Origin of the sequence: Nicoliella lavandulae, from assembly GCF_037546185.1 — a bacterium.
GTDB classification, from domain to species: domain Bacteria; phylum Bacillota; class Bacilli; order Lactobacillales; family Lactobacillaceae; genus Nicoliella; species Nicoliella lavandulae.
Genome location: NZ_JAWMWH010000004.1, coordinates 1 through 22748 on the forward strand (window position 1 = coordinate 1; position 22748 = coordinate 22748).

The window sequence follows — 22748 nt, forward strand, 5'->3', positions numbered from 1 at the left end:
GGTTTACAGCTATAATAAAGTCATAAATAAAAAAGACGCCCTGATAGCCGTCAGGACGTCTTGATCAGCAAGCTGCTTCAAAGGCAGTGACTCATTGGAATTTAACAGAAATTAATCCGCCCACTCAAACCATGTCAAAAGTTCGGGGCGGTTTTTTGTTACTTTTTTTTATTGATGTATTCCAGCAATGCAAGTAAAAACATGCCGAACGTAAACATCAACATAAGTGCTTGATAAACACTCATCGTAACTGGTACGCAATCCTTTCGAAGATTTTTTATGATGCACAGCACCACCTCCTAAGAAAATTGCGAGCCACCGCCCTCAAAACTTCTTACTAACCATTTTAAATTATATCATACATAATGATGAGAGCTAATGCGCACTTATAATTTACCTCTTAGTAAAAATGCTGTTAAAACAAGTGAATATAAAACTGATAACAAAACCTTAATCGCCATCACCACCATAAGTGGGGATGTAGACAAAAGACACATGCTAATAACTTCTCCCCCATGCCAAAAGGCATGGGCTTTTTTGATTGTAATGATAAAAATAAAAGGAGACGTGATATTATGAATTATTCAAAAAATTTAAAAGTATTTATCAAGAAACTCAAGAAAGACGCCGATAAACTACCCAGCGATCCATTTGATTTAAGCGCCTACCCTGAACTTAACGAGTGCTTAGATGAATCTTTGAATGAGCAGTTCAAGGTTCGTGACGTGGTCTGCACCGGTCAAACCCCCGATGAACTAATCAGTGAACTTAGATCGGATGCCACCACCCCGCTAGAACAACTGATTTTAACACAGATAGCGCCAATTTTAGCCAAAGCAAGTAGTGACTATCACGGTCATATCTATTACGTCAAAGATTGGCTCATCGATGAGGTGCTAAACAATGGGACTGAACTAAACATCTACTATTCGTATCTTAGCAACTCTTTCATCAGCAACGCCCTTGAAGACAACGTAGCAAGGGCGGTGGAAGCATGAAACTAGAAGAGTATCTAAAAACATGCGCATCAGATGGATGTGATATTAAATTATTGGATCAAAACTTCGGACACGATCAAACGTGGCGGGCCCTGTGTGAGCGGCTTGATCTACACGACAGCGGACAGCGCTTAGACGCGTTATATGAAGCCTTAGACGCAGCCTATGCCAGAGGCCGACCAAGATGCGTTCACTGACTGCCATAACAGCATCCAAAGTGTAATCTTAGATCGGCGCCGATATGAGCATGAAGTATATTACGCCAATGATTGCCCCGATTTAGGTGTATGGACTAATCGTGATCTGTTAGGCGTATTGGATATGATACATGCAGGATTTTAAAAGAGGAGCCCGTAACCAATGATGGTTGCGGGCCTTTTTTTCAACACGTATAGGGATGAACTATAACCAATGGGGCCCCTTAAACCCATAACATCAAGGGGTTAGGCCCCCGTTACAGAATAGCCCTATATGGGGTAGGTGCCCCGTGATGCATCGGTTATGAATCACATCTAAATCCCACCCAAGTGGGGTGGGATTTAGTTTTTGACTAATATAAAAGGAGAGTGATTCATATCTTAATTGATAACCGCATTTTTAACGAACTTGAGTACTATTACCCATCTGGTACCCACTATCCCATCATTCCAGGCGATGAACGCATTGATGAAGTCATTGAAACCCTCATCCGTAAACTTAATCCTAAAGAAACGGACGAAGACGATGGGTTCTATCAAGCACGCATTGACGACGAGTTAGCCTCTGATCCACTGCTCGGCATCATTGACCCCGACAGCTTGCTGTATGCCGGTCTGATGGACTGGCAGAAACACACAGGTAAAAAACTGCCCATCTTTCACATTAGGGAGCCCCTTGACGTAGTATGTTTCTTAACCCATGACACCAATGCTGATGTGGTCGATATGGATCTATTAGACTCTAATGGATCTGGAGCTGTTAAGAAAGACTTTCTAACATTTTTAAACCAGATAAGTGATTAAGCTAATTTTTAATACGCCCTGCTATGCAGGGCCTTTTTTTTATTTATTTTGCTTTGTTTTTATCACCAGCATGTTAGCTATAGTCATATCGTGATGTTCTTTACAAACCTCCGTATGACAGGCTAATAATGCACTATTAGCAATTCCTACGCTGATATTCTGCTTGATCTTGACGTACTTCCGCTCTTAGCTTTTCAATCTTAGTAATGATACGCTTTTTCTCTTCCGGATCCACTTCCTCTACAATATCGTGACCGTATTTCTCGCGATCTTTCATCCATTGGGGGCGTAAATCTTTGTGCGGTTGTTTAGATTCTGCTTCTGGTTTCTCAAGTTCGTCTTTAACTAGGCCAAAGGCTTCTAAGAAGAAAGTCTTCAAGCAAGACATGATATAAGCCAGTTCATTACGCTTATTGCGCGCGTATGAAAACACATGCATCAGTCTAGCACCTAAATTAACTTGAATATTTTCATTGCGTTCATACTTAGTAAATGATTTATTCTTAATTCCGTTGTTGTTAACAACAAAATGCTTAGCCTTGTGGATTAGTCCAACTAGCTTATAGGCTTGCTTTAAATCACCATCGGTATATTTAAGAATGGCATCGATTGCTAATCCCGGTAACTTTGTCGAACCAATTACAGCATTTCTCCATTTTTCAATTGGCGTTTCTCTGGCGTCTTCTGTGTCACTTGTATAAATCTTTGATTTATCACTCTGGTTTAAGTGACTATGATTAGGTGGCAAATTCTGCACTTTAGGACCTGCAGATTCTGCATCTACGTGCTGCACATTTTGCGCTTCTGGACGCTCAAATTTGGGCAAAAATAGCTTATCTGCACGGCTAAATTGCTTTTTCTTGATAATGTAGCCAAGTTTAACTAATTTGCGTAAAATAGCCCCTGTTTTGCGTATAGATACCTTTAATTTTTCAGCTAGTTCAGCTAGGGTATAAATCACGTAGTAATCATCGAGTTTGGCGTCAAAGAATTGTCTGTTGGTACGTGATGATTTCATCCGGTCACATAGTAGTGCGTACGCTACCACGTCATCGTTAGTTAGTTCCTTGTTATTGATTAGTTCTACGTCTGTCATAATGAATTGCATATAAAAAACCCCTATTCTTTTCTATTCGAATTAGGGGTGTCTTGATTTATGTACTATATAATTATATAATTAAGGTACACAAAACGATTTGGTAGCAGTTTCAGGACGCCAATCTCATCAACTGTTACCATTCCTAATTCGAATATTTTTTATCTGAAAGCCCGATGCTTAATTGCGTTGGGCTTTCTTTTTACATAATATATCATTAATCACTGTTTGTAAATATTATATTTTTTAAAATCGTGATAAATTAGGCATTAGCTAATGATACTATAATATTTTAATATCTTAATGCTTTGATATTTAAGTACTTTGATATTATAATATTAAAGTACTTAAAGCTTCACTATCTATTAATACCTTTCAAATGGGGTTAATATAGTAATATTAAAATATTATAATATTTTAATGTCTAAATGCATTGTAATATCAAATAATATAAAAAATAGGAGGTGTCTGTATGACAGCTAAAATTATTTCTTTTGCAAACCAAAAAGGTGGCGTTGGTAAGACAACGACAACTTTTGAAGTAGCGGAAAATTTATCTCAGCAATTTGATAAACGAGTTCTGATTATTGATTTAGATCCTCAAGCAAGTTTAACCAGCATAAAATATGATATGAGAAAGTTAATTTCGGAACATATGGATAATATGACTGATGTAATGATTGGTAAAGAGAGCATTCAAGATATTATTATTAATTTAAAGGAAAATATGGATATTGCACCAACGACTTTACAATTATCTGACGCTGAATTAAATTTAGTTAACACAACATTACGGGAGTTAGTGTTATCTAAGAATATTAGTACCATTAAAGACGATTATGATTTTATCCTAATTGACTGCCCACCATCACGTGGGTTGCTAACGGTTAATGCCTTATCTGCAAGTGATTATGTACTGATTCCTGTTCAAGCAGAGTATCAATCTTTATTAGGAATGCAATTGCTTAAGAAAACAATTAGAGATGTTAAATCACAAATTAAACCTGATTTAAAGACGCTCGGATATGCCGTTACAATGATTACACCTACTAATCATGCTAAAGATGCAATTGAAAATATTGAACACGATAATTTAGATATTCTAGCTGAAATACCCCGGTCAGTTGATGTGGCTGATGCTTCTGTTGCTAATATGTCAACTTATGAATATAGAAAGAACAATAAAGCTGGTAAGGCATATTATGAATTATCTAAAAAAATAAACGAACTATGAAAAGAGGCTAAATATGACTAATAAACGTAAATCATTTGGCAATGAAAATTTGAGCATGGATTCAGATTTAGATCAGTTATTCAAAAATAAAGACCCAAAAGAGTCCAAAGAACCTAAAGAACATAAACTTAGATCATTTTCATCAATCAAAGATTATTATCTTAAAACTAAGGATTACAAACAATATACGATTTACTTACCACCTGAAATTCAAAGTAAATTAAAATCTAAAGCAATTGAAGATGATGAATCCGTAAGCGATGTTATTAAGGAATTAGTTATAAATCATTATTTATCTGATAAAGATATTAAAGACGCCTATGATAGGGGCTATAATCGAAGAAATTCAAATTAGTTACTAATTTGAGTTTAATATTGCTAATCGTGACAGAGTTAAAAATAAATATGGGCTGTAGAAACTGTTCATAGGTTTGTATAGAGTCAAATTAATTTAATTGATTTAGTTTCTTTTGGTTATTCCTTCATCTATATTAAGAAGTCTTGATTTTATTCAGGTCTTTTTTTATGTCTATTATAAAAGCATTGTGTTCAGGTTCATTATTTAACATGTATAATAAAGTTACTATTAATTTAAGGAGTATTACTAATGGATACGTTTAACGAATTGATCACCCAAATTAATGATAATATCAATAATCAACGTGATCGAGGCACTGCTTCTGAAAAAATGGTGGTGACTTACTTAAAGAATGAGATTTATAAGTGAAAATATAAAGATGTATGGATGCTAAATTAAGTACCTGATGAATTAGGTATTTCAAAAGTAAACACGGGTGTTGATATTGTGGCCTGTGATTTTGAAGGTAAATTAACAGCGGTGTAAGCTAAATTTTACAAAGGTAAAGTCGGTAAAAATGCGATTAACACATTTGTTGCTGAAACAAGTAAGAGTTACTATGCTTCAGGAATTATCGTTTCGACTACTGATGAATGGAACCGTAATGCTCAAGCAGCATTGAAGAACACTACTAAACCTTTCACCATCATCGGTTTAACCCAACTAAAACACGCTGATGATGTGCTTATAATTATTAATTTGATAAATGAGAAACAACATATTGCGCTTGTGATTGTGTGAATTATTTCCTGAATTGCTTGCTTCCTCAGCACCTCATGGTGCTGAGCTTGTTTACTAGGTTGCCATTTTAACCAGTCATAGTAAGTAGAGCTGGATATTTTTAAACTCCTTAGGATTTCAGAAATGCGATAACCTTTACGAAGGTGAAAATTAATAACCTCTAGCATTGATGACCGTTGTTGATGATCTAATGCTTAGCAAAAATTATCGTAGCTGATTTTAAAATATCATTCTCCCGCTTTAAAACCATTAATTGTTTTTGTACATTTTTGATGTCCCATTCGTTAAGAATTGATTAGTATTTCAACTTCGCGATACCAGCGAAGAATAGTTTGATAGTTAGGTCCATATTCATCCAAAAGAGCTTGAGCGTTAGCACCGTCCCTCATCATTTTGATAATTGATTCTTTAAATTCATTTGTATATTTTCTCGACATAAAAAAAGCTCCTTTGATTAAATTATACCGGATTTAAAAATTTTGTCCGGAATTTAATCATAGGAGCATAATTGAAATCAAATTAGAATGAATGTTTAAGAAAATTTATGCCATTACTTGACATAGGAGAAAACAAGAAGATAAAACTAAGTTTTATCAGACAAATACTTTTTACGTAATTAAATTTAATGCTATACTTAGTAAGTATGAATTATGAATAAAAATATTGTATGGATTTTATTGGAGGAATAACTTATTATGAAGCATTCTATATCTAAAATGACATTGATTTCTATAATTAGTTTAATGATAAGCGGAACAACTATTAATAGTTATGTTTCTGCAGATTCAAACAAAAGTATCAATAGTCAAATTAAAAAATTTAAGCAACAAACCACAGATGATGCAACAATAGCAACTAAAAAATCAATTAGTAAATTAGGCAATAATAGTTTAAATTATTTTATCCCAACTCAAGCTCGAAAAATTAAAGGTAATTCAATTCAAGATCCTGGTTCTGATGCTAACTTTGTAACAAAAGTTAATTATAGTGCTCGCAATAATCCTCAAAATAGAATTAATTTACCAAAAGGATATAGTATAGCCTTACTAAAGAAAGCTGCGCAAAAGAACAGTTGGAAAAACACAAAATTACAAATTAAGATTGGAAGAATTGGTCTACAAGGATTAGCAATGAACTCATTTACTCCTAGCAAGCGTGATTTAAGTAGAATAGTTAATTTAAATCATGTGACTCAAGCTCAAAATGTAGAACTAAATAATTTTACATTATCGCTTATCAATCCAATTATTAAAAAATTAGGTGGGATCCAATACTTGAGCTCTTATAATGCTGTTAAAGCTGCTCAAAATGTTGCAGATGTCTATAGCCAAGATAATTGGAATAATACCGGTAGCAAAGTTGGTCATGATTCTCGTTTTCGAAGAGTAGTTGGTAGTAAATTTAATATTAAAGATGTTGCAGAAGAAAACTATACAGATAATCCTGCACTAGGTTTAACAGAAATAAAATTAAAGAATAGAGATGTATCAATGGCGGCTTTAAAACATGCTATTTATAATTCTGTAGCTTTACAATTATTCGAAGATGGACCATCCTACTGGGGACATGCTACAGCATTGATGAATTTGGACATTCATAAAAAATATCAACCAAATTATTTTGGAACTTCTTTTGATAAATTTGGTGGATTACATTTCTTTATGATTCCACATAATAAAAAAGTGAATGTCGATTTTAAACCTTTCTAATGTTGCATCAGTGATAATTATTAAAAAGTAATGCTCCTATGATTAAATTCCGAACAAGATTTTTAAATCCGGTATAATTTAATTATAGGAGCTTTTTTTATGTCGAGAAAATATACAAATGAATTTAAAGAATCAATTATCAAAATGATGAGGGACGGACCTAACTATCAAACTATTCTTCGCTGGTATCGCGAAGCTGAAAGAGTTATCAATCCTAATGAACTGGACATCAAAAAGTGCTCCTATGATAATAATATAGACCATTTTTATGTCGTACCCTTTCGGGTTTAATTATTATTAAAGGAGTTTTTATTATGCCAAAATCATATTCTAAAGAATTAAGAGATTCAATTATTGCACTAGCAAAACAAGGACGTAGTATCAGTTCACTTGCTAAGGATTATAATATTTCTACTAATACAATCAATCGTTGGATCAAGCAAGCCAAGACGATTAATGTTGATGGTAAAAGTATTTCATATGAAAAATATATTCAAATGGAAAAGAAGTTAGCTGAGACTCAAGAGGAACTTGAAATTTTAAAACGAGCCGCGGTGTTACTTGGCAAGCGCTAACAATTAATGAAGCCTTAGGCTTCATTAAAGATAGTTTGGAACATGGACACCGCTTAGCAACCATTTTAAGAGCTTTTAAAATGCCTAAGAGTACCTATTATTATTGGACTAATCATCAACCAACAAAACGTGATCATCATAATCTAATTTTAAAACGAGAAATTTTAGTTGCCTGGCAACAAAGCCGTTATGTTTATGGGTATCCCAGAATTCATCAAGTCCTCTTAAATAAAGGATTACAGGTCAGCTCTAGAACCGTCTGGAAGCTAATGCATTCCATGAAAATTCATTCAGTAATGAACAAAAAATATCGCAAACCAACCACCCATAATGATTATGAACAGCGTGCTAACTTAGTCCGTCAGGACTGGCGTTCTGCTTGGTGCGCTGACATTACCTATGTTCCACTAACGAATCACAAGTGGGTTTATTTAGCCAGTGTCTATAATCCTAATAACCATAAGGTTATTGCCCATCAGGTTTGTAATGAAATGACTGCAGAGTTAGTAACTAATACTATGCTTAAAGCGGTGAAAAAGACTAGCAAACCTATGTTTTTACACAGTGATATGGGAAGTCAATATACCAGTGATTTATTTGAAAAGTTATTAAACAAACTTAATATCAAGCATTCATATTCATTGAAAGGTCATCCATACGACAATACTTACATTGAAAACTTTCATTCAATGCTAAAACGTGAATTAGTATTTCAAACAAAGTTTGAAAGCATAGAAGAGGCAATTGAAGGTATTGATTGGTACGTAAGATGGTATAACAATGAAAGAATTAGCTTGGTCAAAACTACATAAAATTAGTCCAAGTTATTGACATAGGAGCAGCAGGTTTATTGCATCTAATTTTAAATTGAGATACAATAACTTTGTAATAACTAGTAACAACAGAATTGTTCTTTGTTGGTGGTGTCGTTACTGGCACCCGAACAATTAGCTACTGCAATAGCTACCAACAAGGTGTTGATCCAAAAACTTGGACAAAAGCATCACAACCTTTAAATATAGATGGATGAGTTTATCTCATCTAGTTAATTATAGCATTAAAAAGTATAAGGCTCATTGTGGGTCTTATTTTTTTTGTTTATCTATATATGCAAATATCTTAAAAACAGTTACTAGCTTTAAAGCGGGAAAATGATATTTTAAAATCAGCCGAGATAATTTTTGCCCAGCATTAGAAAGCAAACAACGGAAATAAATATTTGAATCGATTAAACCGCAGCTCATTAATGGTTGTTGCAGCTATGAAGTTTTAAAAGAACTTAAAGTATCTAAATCTAATTACTATGACTGACTTCATTTAGTAGTATTGTTCCTAATGGGATTAGATGTATTATTCACTATAATCAAGGTTGACATTATTAAAATAAAAGTTATCAATACATGTTAAAAATTCTTAATTTAACTCAGTCGATGTCTTCTATCGTAAGTGAGACTGTCATGACAATGCTCCAATTGAGAGTTGGTTTAATTTTCTCAAAAAAGAATGTATAAACCGACAAAATATCAATAATATCAATGATTTAAGACAGATTATCTCTAATATGTTAATTGGTTTAACCATTTAAAGTAAAATTAAAGGCTTGACTCATATTGAATACAGACATAATACCTTAGGTCTGTATTCAATATTAAAATTTAATGCAATGTCTAACTTTCTCATTGCACTTCAAAACTATGATTCATTACCATTTTAGGACAAACTAAAAAGGTGAGGACAAGACCCGTCGGGATTTATCTCCACCTTCTATATTAGTGAGTTTATATTAATAAATTCATTACTTTTTATGATGCTTAAATTCTAATAATGAAAGTAGTCCACTAATCATAATCATTAACATACCTAATAGTGTGTACATACTTTCATTTGATTCTCCAGTTTGTGGTAGCTGCTTGCTTGAAGCACTGGAACTAGCGCTACTTGAAGCACTGGAGCCAGCACTGCTTGAAGCACTGGAACTAGCGCTACTTGAAGCACTGGAGTTAGCACTGCTTGAAGCACTGGAACTAGCACTGCTTGAAGCACTGGAACTAGCGCTATTTGAAGCACTGGAACTAGCGCTGCTTGAAGCACTGGAACTAGCGCTACTTGAAGCACTGGAGTTAGCACTGCTTGAAGCACTGGAACTAGCACTGCTTGAAGCACTGGAACTAGCGCTATTTGAAGCACTGGAACTAGCGCTGCTTGAAGCACTGGAACTAGCGCTACTTGAAGCACTGGAGCCAGCACTGCTTGAAGCACTGGAGCCAGCACTGCTTGAAGCACTGGAACTAGCGCTACTTGAAGCACTGGAGCCAGCACTGCTTGAAGCACTGGAACTAGCGCTACTTGAAGCACTGGAGTTAGCACTGCTTGAAGCACTGGAGCCAGCACTGCTTGAAGCACTGGAACTAGCGCTACTTGAAGCACTGGAACTAGCGCTATTTGAAGCACTGGAACTAGCGCTGCTTGAAGCACTAGAACTAGCACTGCTTGAAGCACCACTGTTTATTGTCTTAGAGTACTTAACCACTTCATTATCACTAGATGTATCAACCGTTACGTCCTTAGCCGCTACTGAACTTGGTGTCTTATACCCCTTACTACTTAAATCTGGGGCTGTTACAGCTGCCCATTGACTATTATTATCTGCTATCCAATTACTATAACTAATGACCTTACCTGTCACCTTATCTACCGTTGCTGTTCGTGTGAAGTGAACATTTTGTGTTACTTCAGGAGCCAACGTTTGATTAGTTGAACTATCAACGTAGTTGATCGTACGAGTAACTGTCTTGGACAACTCACTTGGATCAACATTCCCAGGATCAGTAGCAGTATTAGTGGTTGTATCATGAGCATACTTAACCACTTCATTATCACTAGATGTATCAACCGTTACGTCCTTAGCCGCTACTGAACTTGGTGTCTTATAACCCTTACTACTTAGATCAGGTGAAGTTACTGCAGCCCATTGACTATTATTATCTGCAGTCCAATCCCCATAAGAAACGACTTTACCAGTTACACTATCTACTGTAGCAGTTCTAGTGAACTTGACGTTCTGAGTAACTGTAGGTGAAACCGTATTGTTAGTGTCAGCATCAACATATTGAATAGTCCGCGTAACGGTTTTAGATAACGTGGTTGGATCTACGTTACCAGGATTATCAGGAGTTACCGTTTTAGTTTCATGTTTTAAAATAACATTGAAAGTTTCATTATTATCGGATCCAAACGTATAATCAGAAGGGTACCCATCTGAAACAAGTTGATAACCTTTGTTTTCCCAATTTTTAATTTCTGAACTTGTACTATAAGTTGACTTTTGGTTATATTTACCGTTATTGATGCTATCATCTTCAATGACATTATTATTATCATCTTGATCAATATATTTAACATTAAATGATCTATAACTAGCATATACATAGGTAACGTCTGGATTATTATCTGTGAATGTTCCTGTAGGACCATTTATAACTTGAACTAGATAGTAATTTTTGTCAGAATAATCTTTTGCTGATGTATAAAAAGTTTGTCCATAAAGACCAGTAACGGTTACATCATCATTACCATTATCTATCGGAGTCCAATCATTATTAGTATTAACATTTCCATCCTTATCTAAAACATATTTTACATTAACAGAATCAGTAGAAGCTTTGTATACATAAGTATACGTAGTATCAGATTGTGGGAATACACCTTTGACACTGTACTTACCGTCGCTAGATTCGGTTGCTCCTTCAGGAAGTTTAGTTGTATCTAGAGTATAATGGTCAATATCTACACTATCAGCAGAAAAAGTATCATTATTTTTAGCATAACCTAGTTGAGAATTATCAGATGCAATTTGATTTCCTTGTTCATCTACATATCTAGTAATTACAGCAGTTTGACCATCGGCAGAATTTTGTAACATTCCTGTAGTATAAGTAGGTGTTTTAGTATCATAAACCCCCTTATTATCAGAAAAAGTAACATCATACCTTACCTGTTGTTTATTATTATTAGGATTAATAATATTGTTATTTGCAGATATAGTATAAGGAAGTGTTATATTCCCATCACTGTCACAATATTTATTTTCCATTGCTTGAATTACACTATCAGACACTGTTGCATATTGCGATTTCATCAATGTTTCAAATTGTGATTTAGTTATTTTTACAGACTGACTCTTTCCGTAATTAATAGTTATTTTTAGTTCATTATTAGCTAACCTAGTAACTGAATATTGATTAGCTTGTGGAGTACCATCTACTTTACTAATCCATTGTGCAATTTTAGAACTAGCGTTGGACATACCTCCCCAATTATTAGCTGCACCACTAGTCCAGCCAGGTGATTCAGTAGCAGGACCAAAACCACTTGGAACAGCAACATAGTTCCAAAATCCACCACCATCTTCAATGTAAACTGGTACAATGTTGCCATTCTCAGTAGTAGATGCTTTTACATCAATGGTTTGAATATAGTCGTTACCATTATTTAGTGGTACCGCGAGTGTAAATGGATTTCCATCAGAGTTAGATAAATTAGTTCTAACAGAGACACCATTAGCATTTATATTAGTTACATAATCCTTCATAACTCCCAAGGTATTATTCTCTACGAAATTTGGTTGAGTTGGTTTAGCAGCCCATGAATAGTTATGAGTTTGATCCCCGACTGTTTCACTGAATGACAAATCACTACCATTCCCAGCAGATTTTGGAAATACTTGCCCACCAGACGTTTGGAATCTTAGTGTAATATTATGTCCTTTAGATGCGTCGTAAGTACTATCATTTAATGGGACAACTATTGATTGAGAACCACTGTCATAATAAACACCCTTAGAAATTCCGCTCTTTGTTTCGCTATCGTAAATAACTGGATTTAAATTATTGATATTAAAATTATAAGGCCCAGGTTGATTATTTAAGTTAGTAGAAACTGGAATCCTTATGGTGTCCCCCTCTTTTAATATGTCATTAGAATTTATGGTAAAGGATAGTGTAGTCACTTTGTCACTATTTCCCTGTAATAGATCAATATATCCAGTAGGTAACTGTGATCCGTCATTATTAGACCATGAAATATTGTTTGTTTTAATAACACCCTGAGATACCAACGATTTATAACTATACTCTTGATTATCAGCCGCCATTCTATCTTCTAAAGATAATAAGAGGTCTGAACTTGAATTATCAGAACTACTAGAATTAGAACTAGTAGAACTGGAACTATCTGCACTAGAGGAAGCGCTAGAACTAGTAGAACTGGAACTATCTGCACTAGAGGAAGCGCTAGAACTAGTAGAACTGGAACTATCTGCACTAGAAGAAGCGCTAGAACTAGTAGAACTGGAACTATCTGCACTAGAAGAAGCGCTAGAACTAGTAGAACTGGAACTATCTGCACTAGAAGAAGCGCTAGAACTAGTAGAACTGTTGAAATCTGTCTTAGGTTCAGCATTCTGAACAGCAGTACTATCAGCTTTTACATATTCGCTATTATAAATTGATAATGAGGAAAAACCTATTAAAGCAAAAGTAGATAATGAAATAACTACCCATCTTTTTTTTACTTTTTTCATTTTTTTTCTATCTTTTGTTTTTTGAAACTGAAATTTATTATATTTCATTAATTAGTCCTCCTAAATAAAAATAATATATCCTTTTTAATTGATTATCACCTATATTAATACATGATAAACAATTTCAATTATACTCAGTGTCATTTTGATGTGCACCCCAAAAGTTGTACATTATTATATTGTTTTTCCTAGGCGGAAAGTTTCCGGTATTGAACCGGTGACTTTCCGCCTAGTTTTGTTTTAATACGATGATTATTGTAATAATCAATCCATATTTTCATTGACGACATTAAATCTTCTTTAAAGTCATAATTACAGTCCATGATTTCAGCTTTCATAATATGGAAAAATGATTCCATAGGTGAGTTATCTATACAATTCCCCTTACGGGACATACTTTGAAATATCTTATTCTTCTTAAGCTCTTTTTGCCAGATATGACTTTGATACTGAGCTCCCTGATCACTATGAATTGTCGTTCTGTATGGTAAATCCTTAACTAATTGAATAACTTCTTTCAACGGTTTCATAACACAGTTCATATTTGGATGGCTGCTAATGTTATAGGATATTATTTCACCAGAAAATAAATCCATAATAGGTGAAAGATAAATACGATGATTAATATCACAATTTCCATATCTGAATTCACTGATATCAGTACAGAGCTTTTGATATGGTCTGTCAGTATTAAATCTTCGATTTAATTGATTTGATTTAAGTTTTCCAACCTGACCACGATAGGAATTATACTTACGTGTTTTTCTTGAATATGATGAAGATAGTAAATTATTCTTTTTCATTATCTTTAATACTAGTTTGTGGTTAACACGGTATCCACGATTAGTTAATTCTAAACACACTCTTCTATATCCGTAGGATTTATTTTTATCTTTAATATCCTTGATAATTTTAGCGATTTCAGCGTGCTTATCAGGCTTATTTTGGATTGATCTAATATAATAATAAGTACTTCTAGATATCCTTAATGCCTTTAGTATTAATGTTTTAGTGGTATGGTATTTCAGCCTTAGTTCGTCGATTATTTTAATAATTACTTCTGGTCTTCTTCGTCGTCTAAGGCCCTCAATTTTTTTAAGAAGTCATTCTCTATTCTCAACATTAAATTTTCTTCTTCAATCTTCTTCAATTTTTCTTTATCGGTATTAGTATTGTTTGATTCGGCTTTGTTAGTTTTCCTTTTTGTCATGGCTTTTCTTTCCCTTCGGGACAATAAACCATCAATACCTTTTTGCTCTAGTCGTTTTTCCCAAGTCCAGATAGTTGATGGAGAAGGAATATTAAAATGATAAGCTGCCTCTGGATAAGATGATTTAGTCGTTTTCATCCAGTTTAATATATATTGTTTCTCTTTGGTAGAGTATTCGATTATATTCTTTCTTTTTTTAAGACCATTTAGTCCATGTTTTTTGTAACTCTTAACCCAACATAAAACAGTATTTCTACTTTTAACTCCAAAGTTTCTAGCCACCATTTGCGATCCCATACCGTTTAGGTATGCGTTAATTACATTTAATTTATCTTCTACTTTATATTTAGACACAAAAAAACACCCCAAAGTTTTGTACAAACTTTGGGGTGCAGTGCATTTATGCTTTATTACGATCATAAATAACTTAATACTACATAGTACACTTTACTATATTAAAAGATTTATACAAATGTTAAACAATCATTATCGATGACTATATGTTTATTTTTTTATTACAATTGTTAATAAATGCCATTTTGCATTTGATTATAATACAAAAGGTTCGTTTTTATAAAATAAAATTTAATATACTAGTTAAAATTATTTTTGGAATATTGCTCCTATGATTAAGGACGGAGCTAACGCTCGCGACCTTTCTGATGAATATAGCCCTAAATATCAAATCATTCTGCGTTTGGTGCGCGATGAAAGATGCCATTATTGATCCAGAAAAACATGATGTGCAAATAACTTATTAGTTTCTTGCATATATAGATAACATTGATATAGTGGTATTGATGTTATGCAACTATTTTATGCAAAAAAGGGAGACTTCCTAATGCAATATGGATATGCAAGAGTTAGCACCTTAGGTCAATCACTAGATAATCAAGTCCAAGGCCTTAGGGATAATGGTGTATTAAAAAAGAATATCTACACTGATAAATACACTGGTACTAGTACAGACCGAGTAGGATTTCAAAAACTATTGGACGCTTTAAAATCGGGCGATACTTTAGTAGTTACTAAACTAGATAGATTAGCTAGAAATACTAGAGAAGCACTTAATGTACTTAACGAACTACAAGATAAAAATATTAAGATCAACATTTTAAATCTTGGGCTTATTGATAATTCATCAATTGGGAAGTTTACGACAACCGTTTTATTAGCTGTTGCTGAAATGGAAAGAGATATGATTGTAAATCGAACCCAAGAGGGTAAAAAATATGCTAAAAAGCATAATCCTAATTACCGAGAGGGACGTAGGACGCGTCTCACAGGAAAGAATAAGGACAAGTACCCAGCTATTTATGAATATAAGCAGTCTCACACGGCTGAGGAGACCGCAAAAGCATTTGGAATATCGGTTAGAACGGTTTTCTATGTAAATTCAATTTTTAAAGATAGTGGAAAGTAAAATGATAGATGTGATTTTGAACTTAGAACGAAATTTCTTGAGGAATTTCGTTCTATTTTTTTATCTGAAGATAAAAAAATATGAGCTAATTTGAAATGAAATTCTCAAATTGCGAATATGATTTTTTATTCATAAGAATAAAAAATGCACTGGTAAAAATTCAGTCCAAAGACTGAAATTTTTACTGGCACGTAATTTAGCCCAGAGGATAAATTATGTGCCACTAGCTCTCTGCAAGAGCCACGTAAATTCCACCGCTTGCGGTGAATTTGATAAGTGGCTATCATTTTACCGCAACATTCTGCTATAATCCTACGTAACAAGTAAGCATTATTTTATTTATGTTTAGTATGGGAGGTCTGCAAAAATGAAAATAACCGCTACTTTGAATATCGCCAATCAATCATTTTCGGGTGTAAAAAAACATGTCGAACATGACAAAAAAATTAACCATTCAAACAAAAGTATCGACTATGAAAAAACTCAATTTAATCAGACAAAAGAAATTTTAAATTCTGATGATTTGAATCAAATTAAAAAAGAACGTTATCAGGATCAATTTGAAAAATATAATGCTAGTCAGAAAAAAAGTAGACACATTAGCAAGATGTTTAAAAATGTAAATGAGTTTGTAAAATCCAAAGAAAAAACAAACAGTTTTGATAAAACTGGTGTGGCTACATTTGGAAATAAACAAAATCAAGATGAGCTTTTGGACGGAAAAAGTCCCGATGAAGTAAAAAATATATTAATAGCTGAAAGTAAAGGTATGGCAGAATATGCCGATCATTTTAATGAGCGTCATCAATTCATCAAAGTAGCAAGATATACAACCAATGTTGATGAATCCACGCCACACATTCACATGCAAATGATACCACTTGGAAAAACCGCTAAGGGCAAACCTAGTATGAGTTTGAATGCAGCATTAAAAGCTGAATATCAATATCAAACTGGATCAAGTATTACCGACACCCGAAAGGCTTTAAGTTGGTTTCGAGAACAAGAAGATAACGCATTAGTTTCGTCTGTCAGCAAAAAGTTAGGCAAAGACTACTCCCTAACCCGTACCAACGAGCATGTCCAAGACTTTGACGCTTACAAAAAAATCAAAGAGCGTTTAGACGATAAAACCGAAGAAAATAAGCGCCAAGCCAAAATCCTAAAGTTTCATGAAACCGAAATGTCTAAATCTAAGGATAGAGCTATCGAGTTCATTGCACGACACCAACCAACCCACAAAGTTCCTATTTCCGCAAAGGTTCAAGAACCCCATGAAGTGCAGACTGCGCAAGGATTTAAAGAGCATAAAATGACATCTGCCAGCTACTTATTCCAATCAGCAATGGAAATCGTCCAAAAATACGCAAAAATGACCGTTGAGAAAATTAAAAAATGGGAAAAATCATTGCAAGACCGACAAAAGCAACTAGATAAGCGTGAACAAGAAATATCCCAAAGGGAAAAGAACCTAAAACAAGTCGAAAAGTCTTTAAATGAGCGTCAAACTAGGCTAAACGAATATGAGAAAGGTATCGATCAATACAAAGAAAAATTAGTTGGTAAAGCCGTTGAAATCGGGAACTTCGAACAAGCTAAAAAGACTAACAACACTAGCATGAGTAGCCTTTCCAAGCTTGCTAAAGATAAATTAGGACCACTTACCGAAATATATAACGAGCAACAGCGTAGCCGTGAAAGTGCGGAAAGATACGCTAATCAACTAAAGAAACGAGAACAAGAACGAGAAATGGAAGAATACAGAAGACAGCAAGAACGTGGAGGAAGATAAGTCTCATAGTGCTTAGGATAATTAATAAATCATATAGTTTATAAAAACATCATTATGGAGTTTAAATATTAATTTATTGCTCTTTTTATCAATAATTCTAAATTCTTTTTTTTCAATATCTATTTCTACATCAACAGATTTATAACCTTTCATTGCCCAATCTTGCTTTAAATTATTAAAAAAAGTATTTAATCTTAAATCGAGAGGTCCATTATCATTCGTAAAAGAAGTGATTAGGTAGGGCCTTATTGTTAAGGTTGATCCATCCTTTCCCCTAAGATAAGTCATTTCCAATCCATTTAGTTTTCTTATATGAAATATATCCCCACTACTCATATTCTGAACATCATCAATCTTACTCGATTCAAGTAGTCTATTCCTTAGTGCATCTGGAAATCTATCATATAATTTCTGAAGATCTTTTGGATTGGTATATGCACCCTTTCCATGCCTACCAAAATTAAAAATATATACTGTTCCTTGACTATAATAAACTTGTAAAGTTGTTCCGCTATCCTTAGCTATATCAACTACTTTATTCCCAATTTTTTTATTTAGATGTAAATGAATTATTCCAAAGTCATTAAACATTCCATCTTTTTTTAATTTTTTAGCTCTTTTGGATAAATACATTGATATACCTTTTCCTCTTTTTAAAGAACTTTCAATGTTTTTTATTACAGTTATATATTCTTTTCTTTTATATACTTCTGGTGATACTTTCACGTTTACAGGAAATTCCAGACATTTTTTCTTATACTCCATGTAGTGCAAAAAATTTGGATTAGTTACTCCTAATTCATTTTCAGCTATGATTTCGCAAAACTCTATCCATGCACAATACAAATCGCATCTTTTCAAAAATACTTAACCACCTTTAAAAATTAATCGCTTATTATATTTATCCATTAAACACTCAATTACATTATTTTCAAGAAAATTAGGGGGGAATCCTAGAAATGGAAGACATTAATAACAAAAAAATTTTAACTGAACTTTTAAACGCAATTAATGGCAATGTTTTAGACGTTAAAAACGTCCCCACAGTTGACATGCAAATCATGGAATTAAAGCAACAGGCTCGCAAAGAAATTGAAAACGTAACCCGTGGCTATAAAAATAAACTGGAAAGCAAAATTTATAGTGATACAAAACTAATGGACGACCTTATCAAGCAAAGATTAGAAGAGATTGATTCAGAGAATCAAAGAAATATTAATGGCTATTATGAAAAATACGCCAAGCAATTAAGTTCTGATACTGAATACTCTGAAATCCGCAAAAAGCTATTGCTAGATACAAACGAAGAATATCGCTTATTTAATCAACGTTCTAAACAATTATTCGATAAATTAGATCAAATAGACGAAAAGATTGAAAAATTGGAAAAAATGACCTATTACACACGTTTTAAATCCATTATCAGTACTTTTATCGCATTAGCATTACCAACCATTGCAGTAGCTGTTTTAATCGTATTTACGTTGGTATGGCTTTTTAATCATTAGGAGGTGTTTTAATGGGTTTTCACGCCTACAAAGAATCTAAACTACCAAAAGATTTTGAAATTAAATTTGCTGATCAAAATAGGCTCGATAAAGAAGATTACACTCACCCTATTCCAATCATCTTAGTAATCGTGCTTACTCTAGTGTTATTAGTAAGTCTTAGCATTGTTAAATATAATAAAACTCATGAAATTACTGTAAGGGAATCGAAAGTTTATACCGATAAACATCTAAAAGATGTAGTAGAAGCTCAAAAATCGCTTTCTAAGCGAATTAAAAGTTATTTGTATGTAAATAATGGTAAAGTATCTGAAAACGTTAAAAATAACCTAAATAACGAATATAATCGTTTATCAGACCAATTGAATAAAATGGATCAAAATAACGACACTGTTTCTAGATTGCATAGTGATTTAGATTTAGATAGAACTGGTATTGATACGCTTTCCTAGTTCTCTGTATTAACTGTATTATTATGTATATAAATATATTAGTATAACTAGCATTGCATTTTGCAACACCAGACATTGCATTTTGCAACATGGAAATTAAAGAATCTAATAATTAAATAAAATAAGACCATAAAGAAAGAGCTTGCCTCGCAAGCTCGGCGAAGCTCTCTCGATAGTTAGCCTAGTTGGTGGCCATAACTATCGAGAGAGTATGTCTCTTTAAAAGTCTGTACATCGCTTTGCTCAACTATCAATAAACGCAAAATTTGATAGCTCAGTAAAGCTTCACAGCATCATGTTTAAACTCATCCAGCCCTTGTTCCAATTATGCCTTAGCGCGTATTTTATTCCTGCTAAGCCGGAATTTTAAAGTTTAACGTGGTAAAATCCTAAAACCCACCGTGCATAATGGATATGATGTAGCATTTCCTAGACTTCCCAGCCGACTTTGTCAGCTTTTGCCACTCTTTTAGATCGGCGTTTCATACGATCAAGGCTTGGCGTGCCTATGGTCTGTAACTGCGGACAATGTATCGCACTGCCAACGGGTTCATTTTATGACGAATAGAAAGGTAACCGTCCTCATTTTAATTATCGTATTTTACATCAGTAGTACATCGAGTGATACAACATACAATAACAAAGATTGTCATTCTTTTAACACTAAAAAAGAGCCATGGAATCACTTATCTTACGTGATCTCACGGCTCTTAACTAATTGTTATTAATTATCTCCCATATGTATCGGGTGATATATTGTATATATCTTTTTTTGTAATTACTATGTATCCATGATAGAATAAACTTGTAATTTTGAATGAAAAGAACGCCAATTCTTTTCATCAAAGATATCAGTTAGTTAGAGTAACGTGATATCACGTAAGTTAGTATTTGCAGTACTAACAAGCAACTCAAGTCCTAGCAGATTGCTGAGGGCTTTTTTTATTGCCTTTTTTACGTGTTTTCGTATTCAATTTATAAGTTAAGAATAACATACTACAATGAATTATCAAAAAGTTTTTTGTTAAATGGGCGGTATCCTGCATTGTTACTTTTATATATTTATAATATAGTTCTTGTGTAGGGTTTCATAAGAAAGGCGGTTAAATCAATGGATAAGACAGTTCCTGAGCTTGCTGAAGAATTAGATATTAACAAGTTAAGAATCTACAGATACATAAAAAAGAATAATATCAAGCCCGTGCGAACTGATAAGAATGTGCAATATTTTGATGACAAGTCTTCTAATGCAATTTTAAGCCATTTTCGAGATGTTGCCGGAAATCGTGTATCGCAAGATACAGAAAGCGATACAAAATCTGATACTACTGAAACTGCTCTAATTGAATTAAAAGACAACATAATAAGTCGACAAGATAGAGAAATTAAGCAGCTATACAAACAGGTTGAAAGTCTTCAGCGTACGATTGACCAACAAAATAAACAGTTCGATCAACAACAACAACTTGAACTAGAAAGTATTAGGACTTTCAAGAAAAATATAATGATTGATTCTGAGTATCACCCCGATACAGAATCCGATACACACGATACATCGAACGATACAAAAAGTGATACAGTCGATACAAGAGGTGGTATCAAAAAAAGTGGTTTATTCGCATGGTTAAAGCGTTCCAATAAGTAGTATCGCATGTAAAAACTTACGATACTCGATACATCGAACGATACAGAAAGTGATACAAGAAAATCGATTTTTCAAAGTAGCAAACCGAAGATACATAGGCAATAAAAATAAACCCACCATATTGGCATGCTCCTATGATAATAATATAGACCATTTTTATGTCGTACCCTTTCGGGTTTAATTATTATTAAAGGAGTTTTTATTATGCCAAAATCATATTCTAAAGAATTAAGAGATTCAATTATTGCACTAGCAAAACAAGGACGTAGTATCAGTTCACTTGCTAAGGATTATAATATTTCTACTAATACAATCAATCGTTGGATCAAGCAAGCCAAGACGATTAATGTTGATGGTAAAAGTATTTCATATGAAAAATATATTCAAATGGAAAAGAAGTTAGCTGAGACTCAAGAGGAACTTGAAATTTTAAAACGAGCCGCGGTGTTACTTGGCAAGCGCTAACAATTAATGAAGCCTTAGGCTTCATTAAAGATAGTTTGGAACATGGACACCGCTTAGCAACCATTTTAAGAGCTTTTAAAATGCCTAAGAGTACCTATTATTATTGGACTAATCATCAACCAACAAAACGTGATCATCATAATCTAATTTTAAAACGAGAAATTTTAGTTGCCTGGCAACAAAGCCGTTATGTTTATGGGTATCCCAGAATTCATCAAGTCCTCTTAAATAAAGGATTACAGGTCAGCTCTAGAACCGTCTGGAAGCTAATGCATTCCATGAAAATTCATTCAGTAATGAACAAAAAATATCGCAAACCAACCACCCATAATGATTATGAACAGCGTGCTAACTTAGTCCGTCAGGACTGGCGTTCTGCTTGGTGCGCTGACATTACCTATGTTCCACTAACGAATCACAAGTGGGTTTATTTAGCCAGTGTCTATAATCCTAATAACCATAAGGTTATTGCCCATCAGGTTTGTAATGAAATGACTGCAGAGTTAGTAACTAATACTATGCTTAAAGCGGTGAAAAAGACTAGCAAACCTATGTTTTTACACAGTGATATGGGAAGTCAATATACCAGTGATTTATTTGAAAAGTTATTAAACAAACTTAATATCAAGCATTCATATTCATTGAAAGGTCATCCATACGACAATACTTACATTGAAAACTTTCATTCAATGCTAAAACGTGAATTAGTATTTCAAACAAAGTTTGAAAGCATAGAAGAGGCAATTGAAGGTATTGATTGGTACGTAAGATGGTATAACAATGAAAGAATTAGCTTGGTCAAAACTACATAAAATTAGTCCAAGTTATTGACATAGGAGCAACTCACTTCCTCTCATGTAACAATATTATGGTAAACTAGAGTTAAATAAAAATCAATATTTTAATCAAATATAATCATAAACAATATCTTGTAAAATGTATTTGTTTAAGATGCTATAA

General features: G+C 33.6%; 21 protein-coding genes and 1 pseudogene. 15 read left to right on the forward strand and 7 right to left on the reverse strand.

The window, feature by feature from the left end:
- Window positions 1-158: 158 nt before the first annotated feature.
- On the reverse strand, window positions 159-245 hold the full coding sequence (locus R4146_RS08665) for a putative holin-like toxin (RefSeq protein ID WP_339961075.1): 87 nt from the start codon (window positions 243-245) through the stop codon (window positions 159-161).
- A 330-nt stretch (window positions 246-575) separates the two neighbouring features.
- Between R4146_RS08665 and R4146_RS08670 the strand changes: the two genes are divergently transcribed.
- Both R4146_RS08670 and R4146_RS08675 read left to right on the forward strand, forming a co-directional pair.
- Window positions 576-998 carry a hypothetical protein gene (locus R4146_RS08670; RefSeq protein WP_339961059.1) on the forward strand — a complete coding sequence of 141 codons (423 nt, stop codon included), beginning with the start codon at window positions 576-578 and terminating at the stop codon, window positions 996-998.
- A gap of 566 nt (window positions 999-1564) precedes the next feature.
- Window positions 1565-1999, forward strand: coding sequence for a hypothetical protein (locus tag R4146_RS08675; RefSeq protein ID WP_339961060.1), 435 nt, complete (start codon window positions 1565-1567; stop codon window positions 1997-1999).
- A gap of 136 nt (window positions 2000-2135) precedes the next feature.
- Here the strand turns inward: R4146_RS08675 and R4146_RS08680 are convergent, their stop codons facing one another.
- The gene (locus tag R4146_RS08680) at window positions 2136-3095 is read right to left on the reverse strand and encodes a replication initiator protein A (RefSeq protein ID WP_339961061.1); all 960 of its coding nucleotides are present in this window, start codon (window positions 3093-3095) and stop codon (window positions 2136-2138) included.
- A 472-nt stretch (window positions 3096-3567) separates the two neighbouring features.
- On the opposite strand from R4146_RS08680, the gene R4146_RS08685 reads away from it, so the two are divergent.
- From R4146_RS08685 to R4146_RS08695, 3 genes and pseudogenes are all read left to right on the forward strand, one after another.
- Window positions 3568-4329 (forward strand): ParA family protein, encoded by a 762-nt coding sequence (locus R4146_RS08685; RefSeq protein ID WP_339961062.1) that lies wholly within the window; start codon window positions 3568-3570, stop codon window positions 4327-4329.
- A gap of 13 nt (window positions 4330-4342) precedes the next feature.
- On the forward strand, window positions 4343-4684 hold the full coding sequence (locus R4146_RS08690) for a hypothetical protein (RefSeq protein WP_339961063.1): 342 nt from the start codon (window positions 4343-4345) through the stop codon (window positions 4682-4684).
- 501 nt (window positions 4685-5185) lie between these two features.
- Window positions 5186-5428, forward strand: a pseudogene (locus tag R4146_RS08695) (restriction endonuclease); the annotation flags it as partial.
- 284 nt (window positions 5429-5712) lie between these two features.
- Here the strand turns inward: R4146_RS08695 and R4146_RS08700 are convergent.
- Window positions 5713-5865: a hypothetical protein gene (locus tag R4146_RS08700; RefSeq protein ID WP_339961064.1), complete on the reverse strand. Its 153-nt coding sequence runs from the start codon at window positions 5863-5865 to the stop codon at window positions 5713-5715.
- A 306-nt stretch (window positions 5866-6171) separates the two neighbouring features.
- On the opposite strand from R4146_RS08700, the gene R4146_RS08705 reads away from it, so the two are divergent.
- The 3 genes from R4146_RS08705 to R4146_RS08715 all read left to right on the forward strand — a co-directional run bounded on the left by R4146_RS08705 (window position 6172) and on the right by R4146_RS08715 (window position 8524).
- Entirely contained in the window at window positions 6172-7137 is a 966-nt protein-coding gene (locus R4146_RS08705) for an SEC10/PgrA surface exclusion domain-containing protein (protein ID WP_339961065.1), read from the forward strand.
- A 314-nt stretch (window positions 7138-7451) separates the two neighbouring features.
- The gene (locus tag R4146_RS08710) at window positions 7452-7712 is read left to right on the forward strand and encodes a transposase (RefSeq protein WP_339961066.1); all 261 of its coding nucleotides are present in this window, start codon (window positions 7452-7454) and stop codon (window positions 7710-7712) included.
- A 2-nt stretch (window positions 7713-7714) separates the two neighbouring features.
- Window positions 7715-8524, forward strand: a complete 810-nt coding sequence (locus R4146_RS08715; RefSeq protein WP_339961076.1) for an IS3 family transposase — start codon at window positions 7715-7717, stop codon at window positions 8522-8524.
- 983 nt (window positions 8525-9507) lie between these two features.
- Here R4146_RS08715 and R4146_RS08720 read toward each other — a convergent pair.
- From R4146_RS08720 to R4146_RS08730, 3 genes are all read right to left on the reverse strand, one after another.
- Window positions 9508-13293 carry a mucin-binding protein gene (locus R4146_RS08720; protein ID WP_339961067.1) on the reverse strand — a complete coding sequence of 1262 codons (3786 nt, stop codon included), beginning with the start codon at window positions 13291-13293 and terminating at the stop codon, window positions 9508-9510.
- 188 nt (window positions 13294-13481) lie between these two features.
- A complete protein-coding gene (locus tag R4146_RS08725) occupies window positions 13482-14384 on the reverse strand; it encodes an IS3 family transposase (RefSeq protein WP_339960653.1) in 903 nt (300 codons plus the stop codon).
- Window positions 14348-14857: a helix-turn-helix domain-containing protein gene (locus R4146_RS08730; RefSeq protein WP_339959675.1), complete on the reverse strand. Its 510-nt coding sequence runs from the start codon at window positions 14855-14857 to the stop codon at window positions 14348-14350. Before R4146_RS08730 ends, R4146_RS08725 begins: the two co-directional genes overlap by 37 nt.
- A 487-nt stretch (window positions 14858-15344) precedes the next feature.
- Between R4146_RS08730 and R4146_RS08735 the strand changes: the two genes are divergently transcribed.
- Window positions 15345-15926 carry a recombinase family protein gene (locus R4146_RS08735; protein WP_339961068.1) on the forward strand — a complete coding sequence of 194 codons (582 nt, stop codon included), beginning with the start codon at window positions 15345-15347 and terminating at the stop codon, window positions 15924-15926.
- A gap of 367 nt (window positions 15927-16293) precedes the next feature.
- Window positions 16294-17718, forward strand: a complete 1425-nt coding sequence (locus R4146_RS08740) for a plasmid recombination protein (protein WP_339961069.1) — start codon at window positions 16294-16296, stop codon at window positions 17716-17718.
- Window positions 17719-17739: 21 nt separating this feature from the next.
- On the opposite strand, the gene R4146_RS08745 is transcribed toward R4146_RS08740, so the two are convergent.
- Window positions 17740-18579 carry a hypothetical protein gene (locus tag R4146_RS08745; protein WP_339961070.1) on the reverse strand — a complete coding sequence of 280 codons (840 nt, stop codon included), beginning with the start codon at window positions 18577-18579 and terminating at the stop codon, window positions 17740-17742.
- Window positions 18580-18677: 98 nt separating this feature from the next.
- Between R4146_RS08745 and R4146_RS08750 the strand changes: the two genes are divergently transcribed.
- The 5 genes from R4146_RS08750 to R4146_RS08770 all read left to right on the forward strand — a co-directional run bounded on the left by R4146_RS08750 (window position 18678) and on the right by R4146_RS08770 (window position 22600).
- Entirely contained in the window at window positions 18678-19226 is a 549-nt protein-coding gene (locus tag R4146_RS08750) for a hypothetical protein (RefSeq protein ID WP_339961071.1), read from the forward strand.
- Between the two features lie 11 nt (window positions 19227-19237).
- Window positions 19238-19678 carry a hypothetical protein gene (locus tag R4146_RS08755; RefSeq protein WP_339961072.1) on the forward strand — a complete coding sequence of 147 codons (441 nt, stop codon included), beginning with the start codon at window positions 19238-19240 and terminating at the stop codon, window positions 19676-19678.
- 1111 nt (window positions 19679-20789) lie between these two features.
- The gene (locus tag R4146_RS08760; protein ID WP_339961073.1) at window positions 20790-21323 is read left to right on the forward strand and encodes a hypothetical protein; all 534 of its coding nucleotides are present in this window, start codon (window positions 20790-20792) and stop codon (window positions 21321-21323) included.
- A gap of 204 nt (window positions 21324-21527) precedes the next feature.
- Window positions 21528-21788 carry a transposase gene (locus tag R4146_RS08765; RefSeq protein ID WP_339961066.1) on the forward strand — a complete coding sequence of 87 codons (261 nt, stop codon included), beginning with the start codon at window positions 21528-21530 and terminating at the stop codon, window positions 21786-21788.
- A gap of 2 nt (window positions 21789-21790) precedes the next feature.
- Complete coding sequence (locus tag R4146_RS08770; RefSeq protein WP_339961076.1) at window positions 21791-22600, forward strand: IS3 family transposase; 810 nt, start codon at window positions 21791-21793, stop codon at window positions 22598-22600.
- Window positions 22601-22748: the final 148 nt, after the last annotated feature.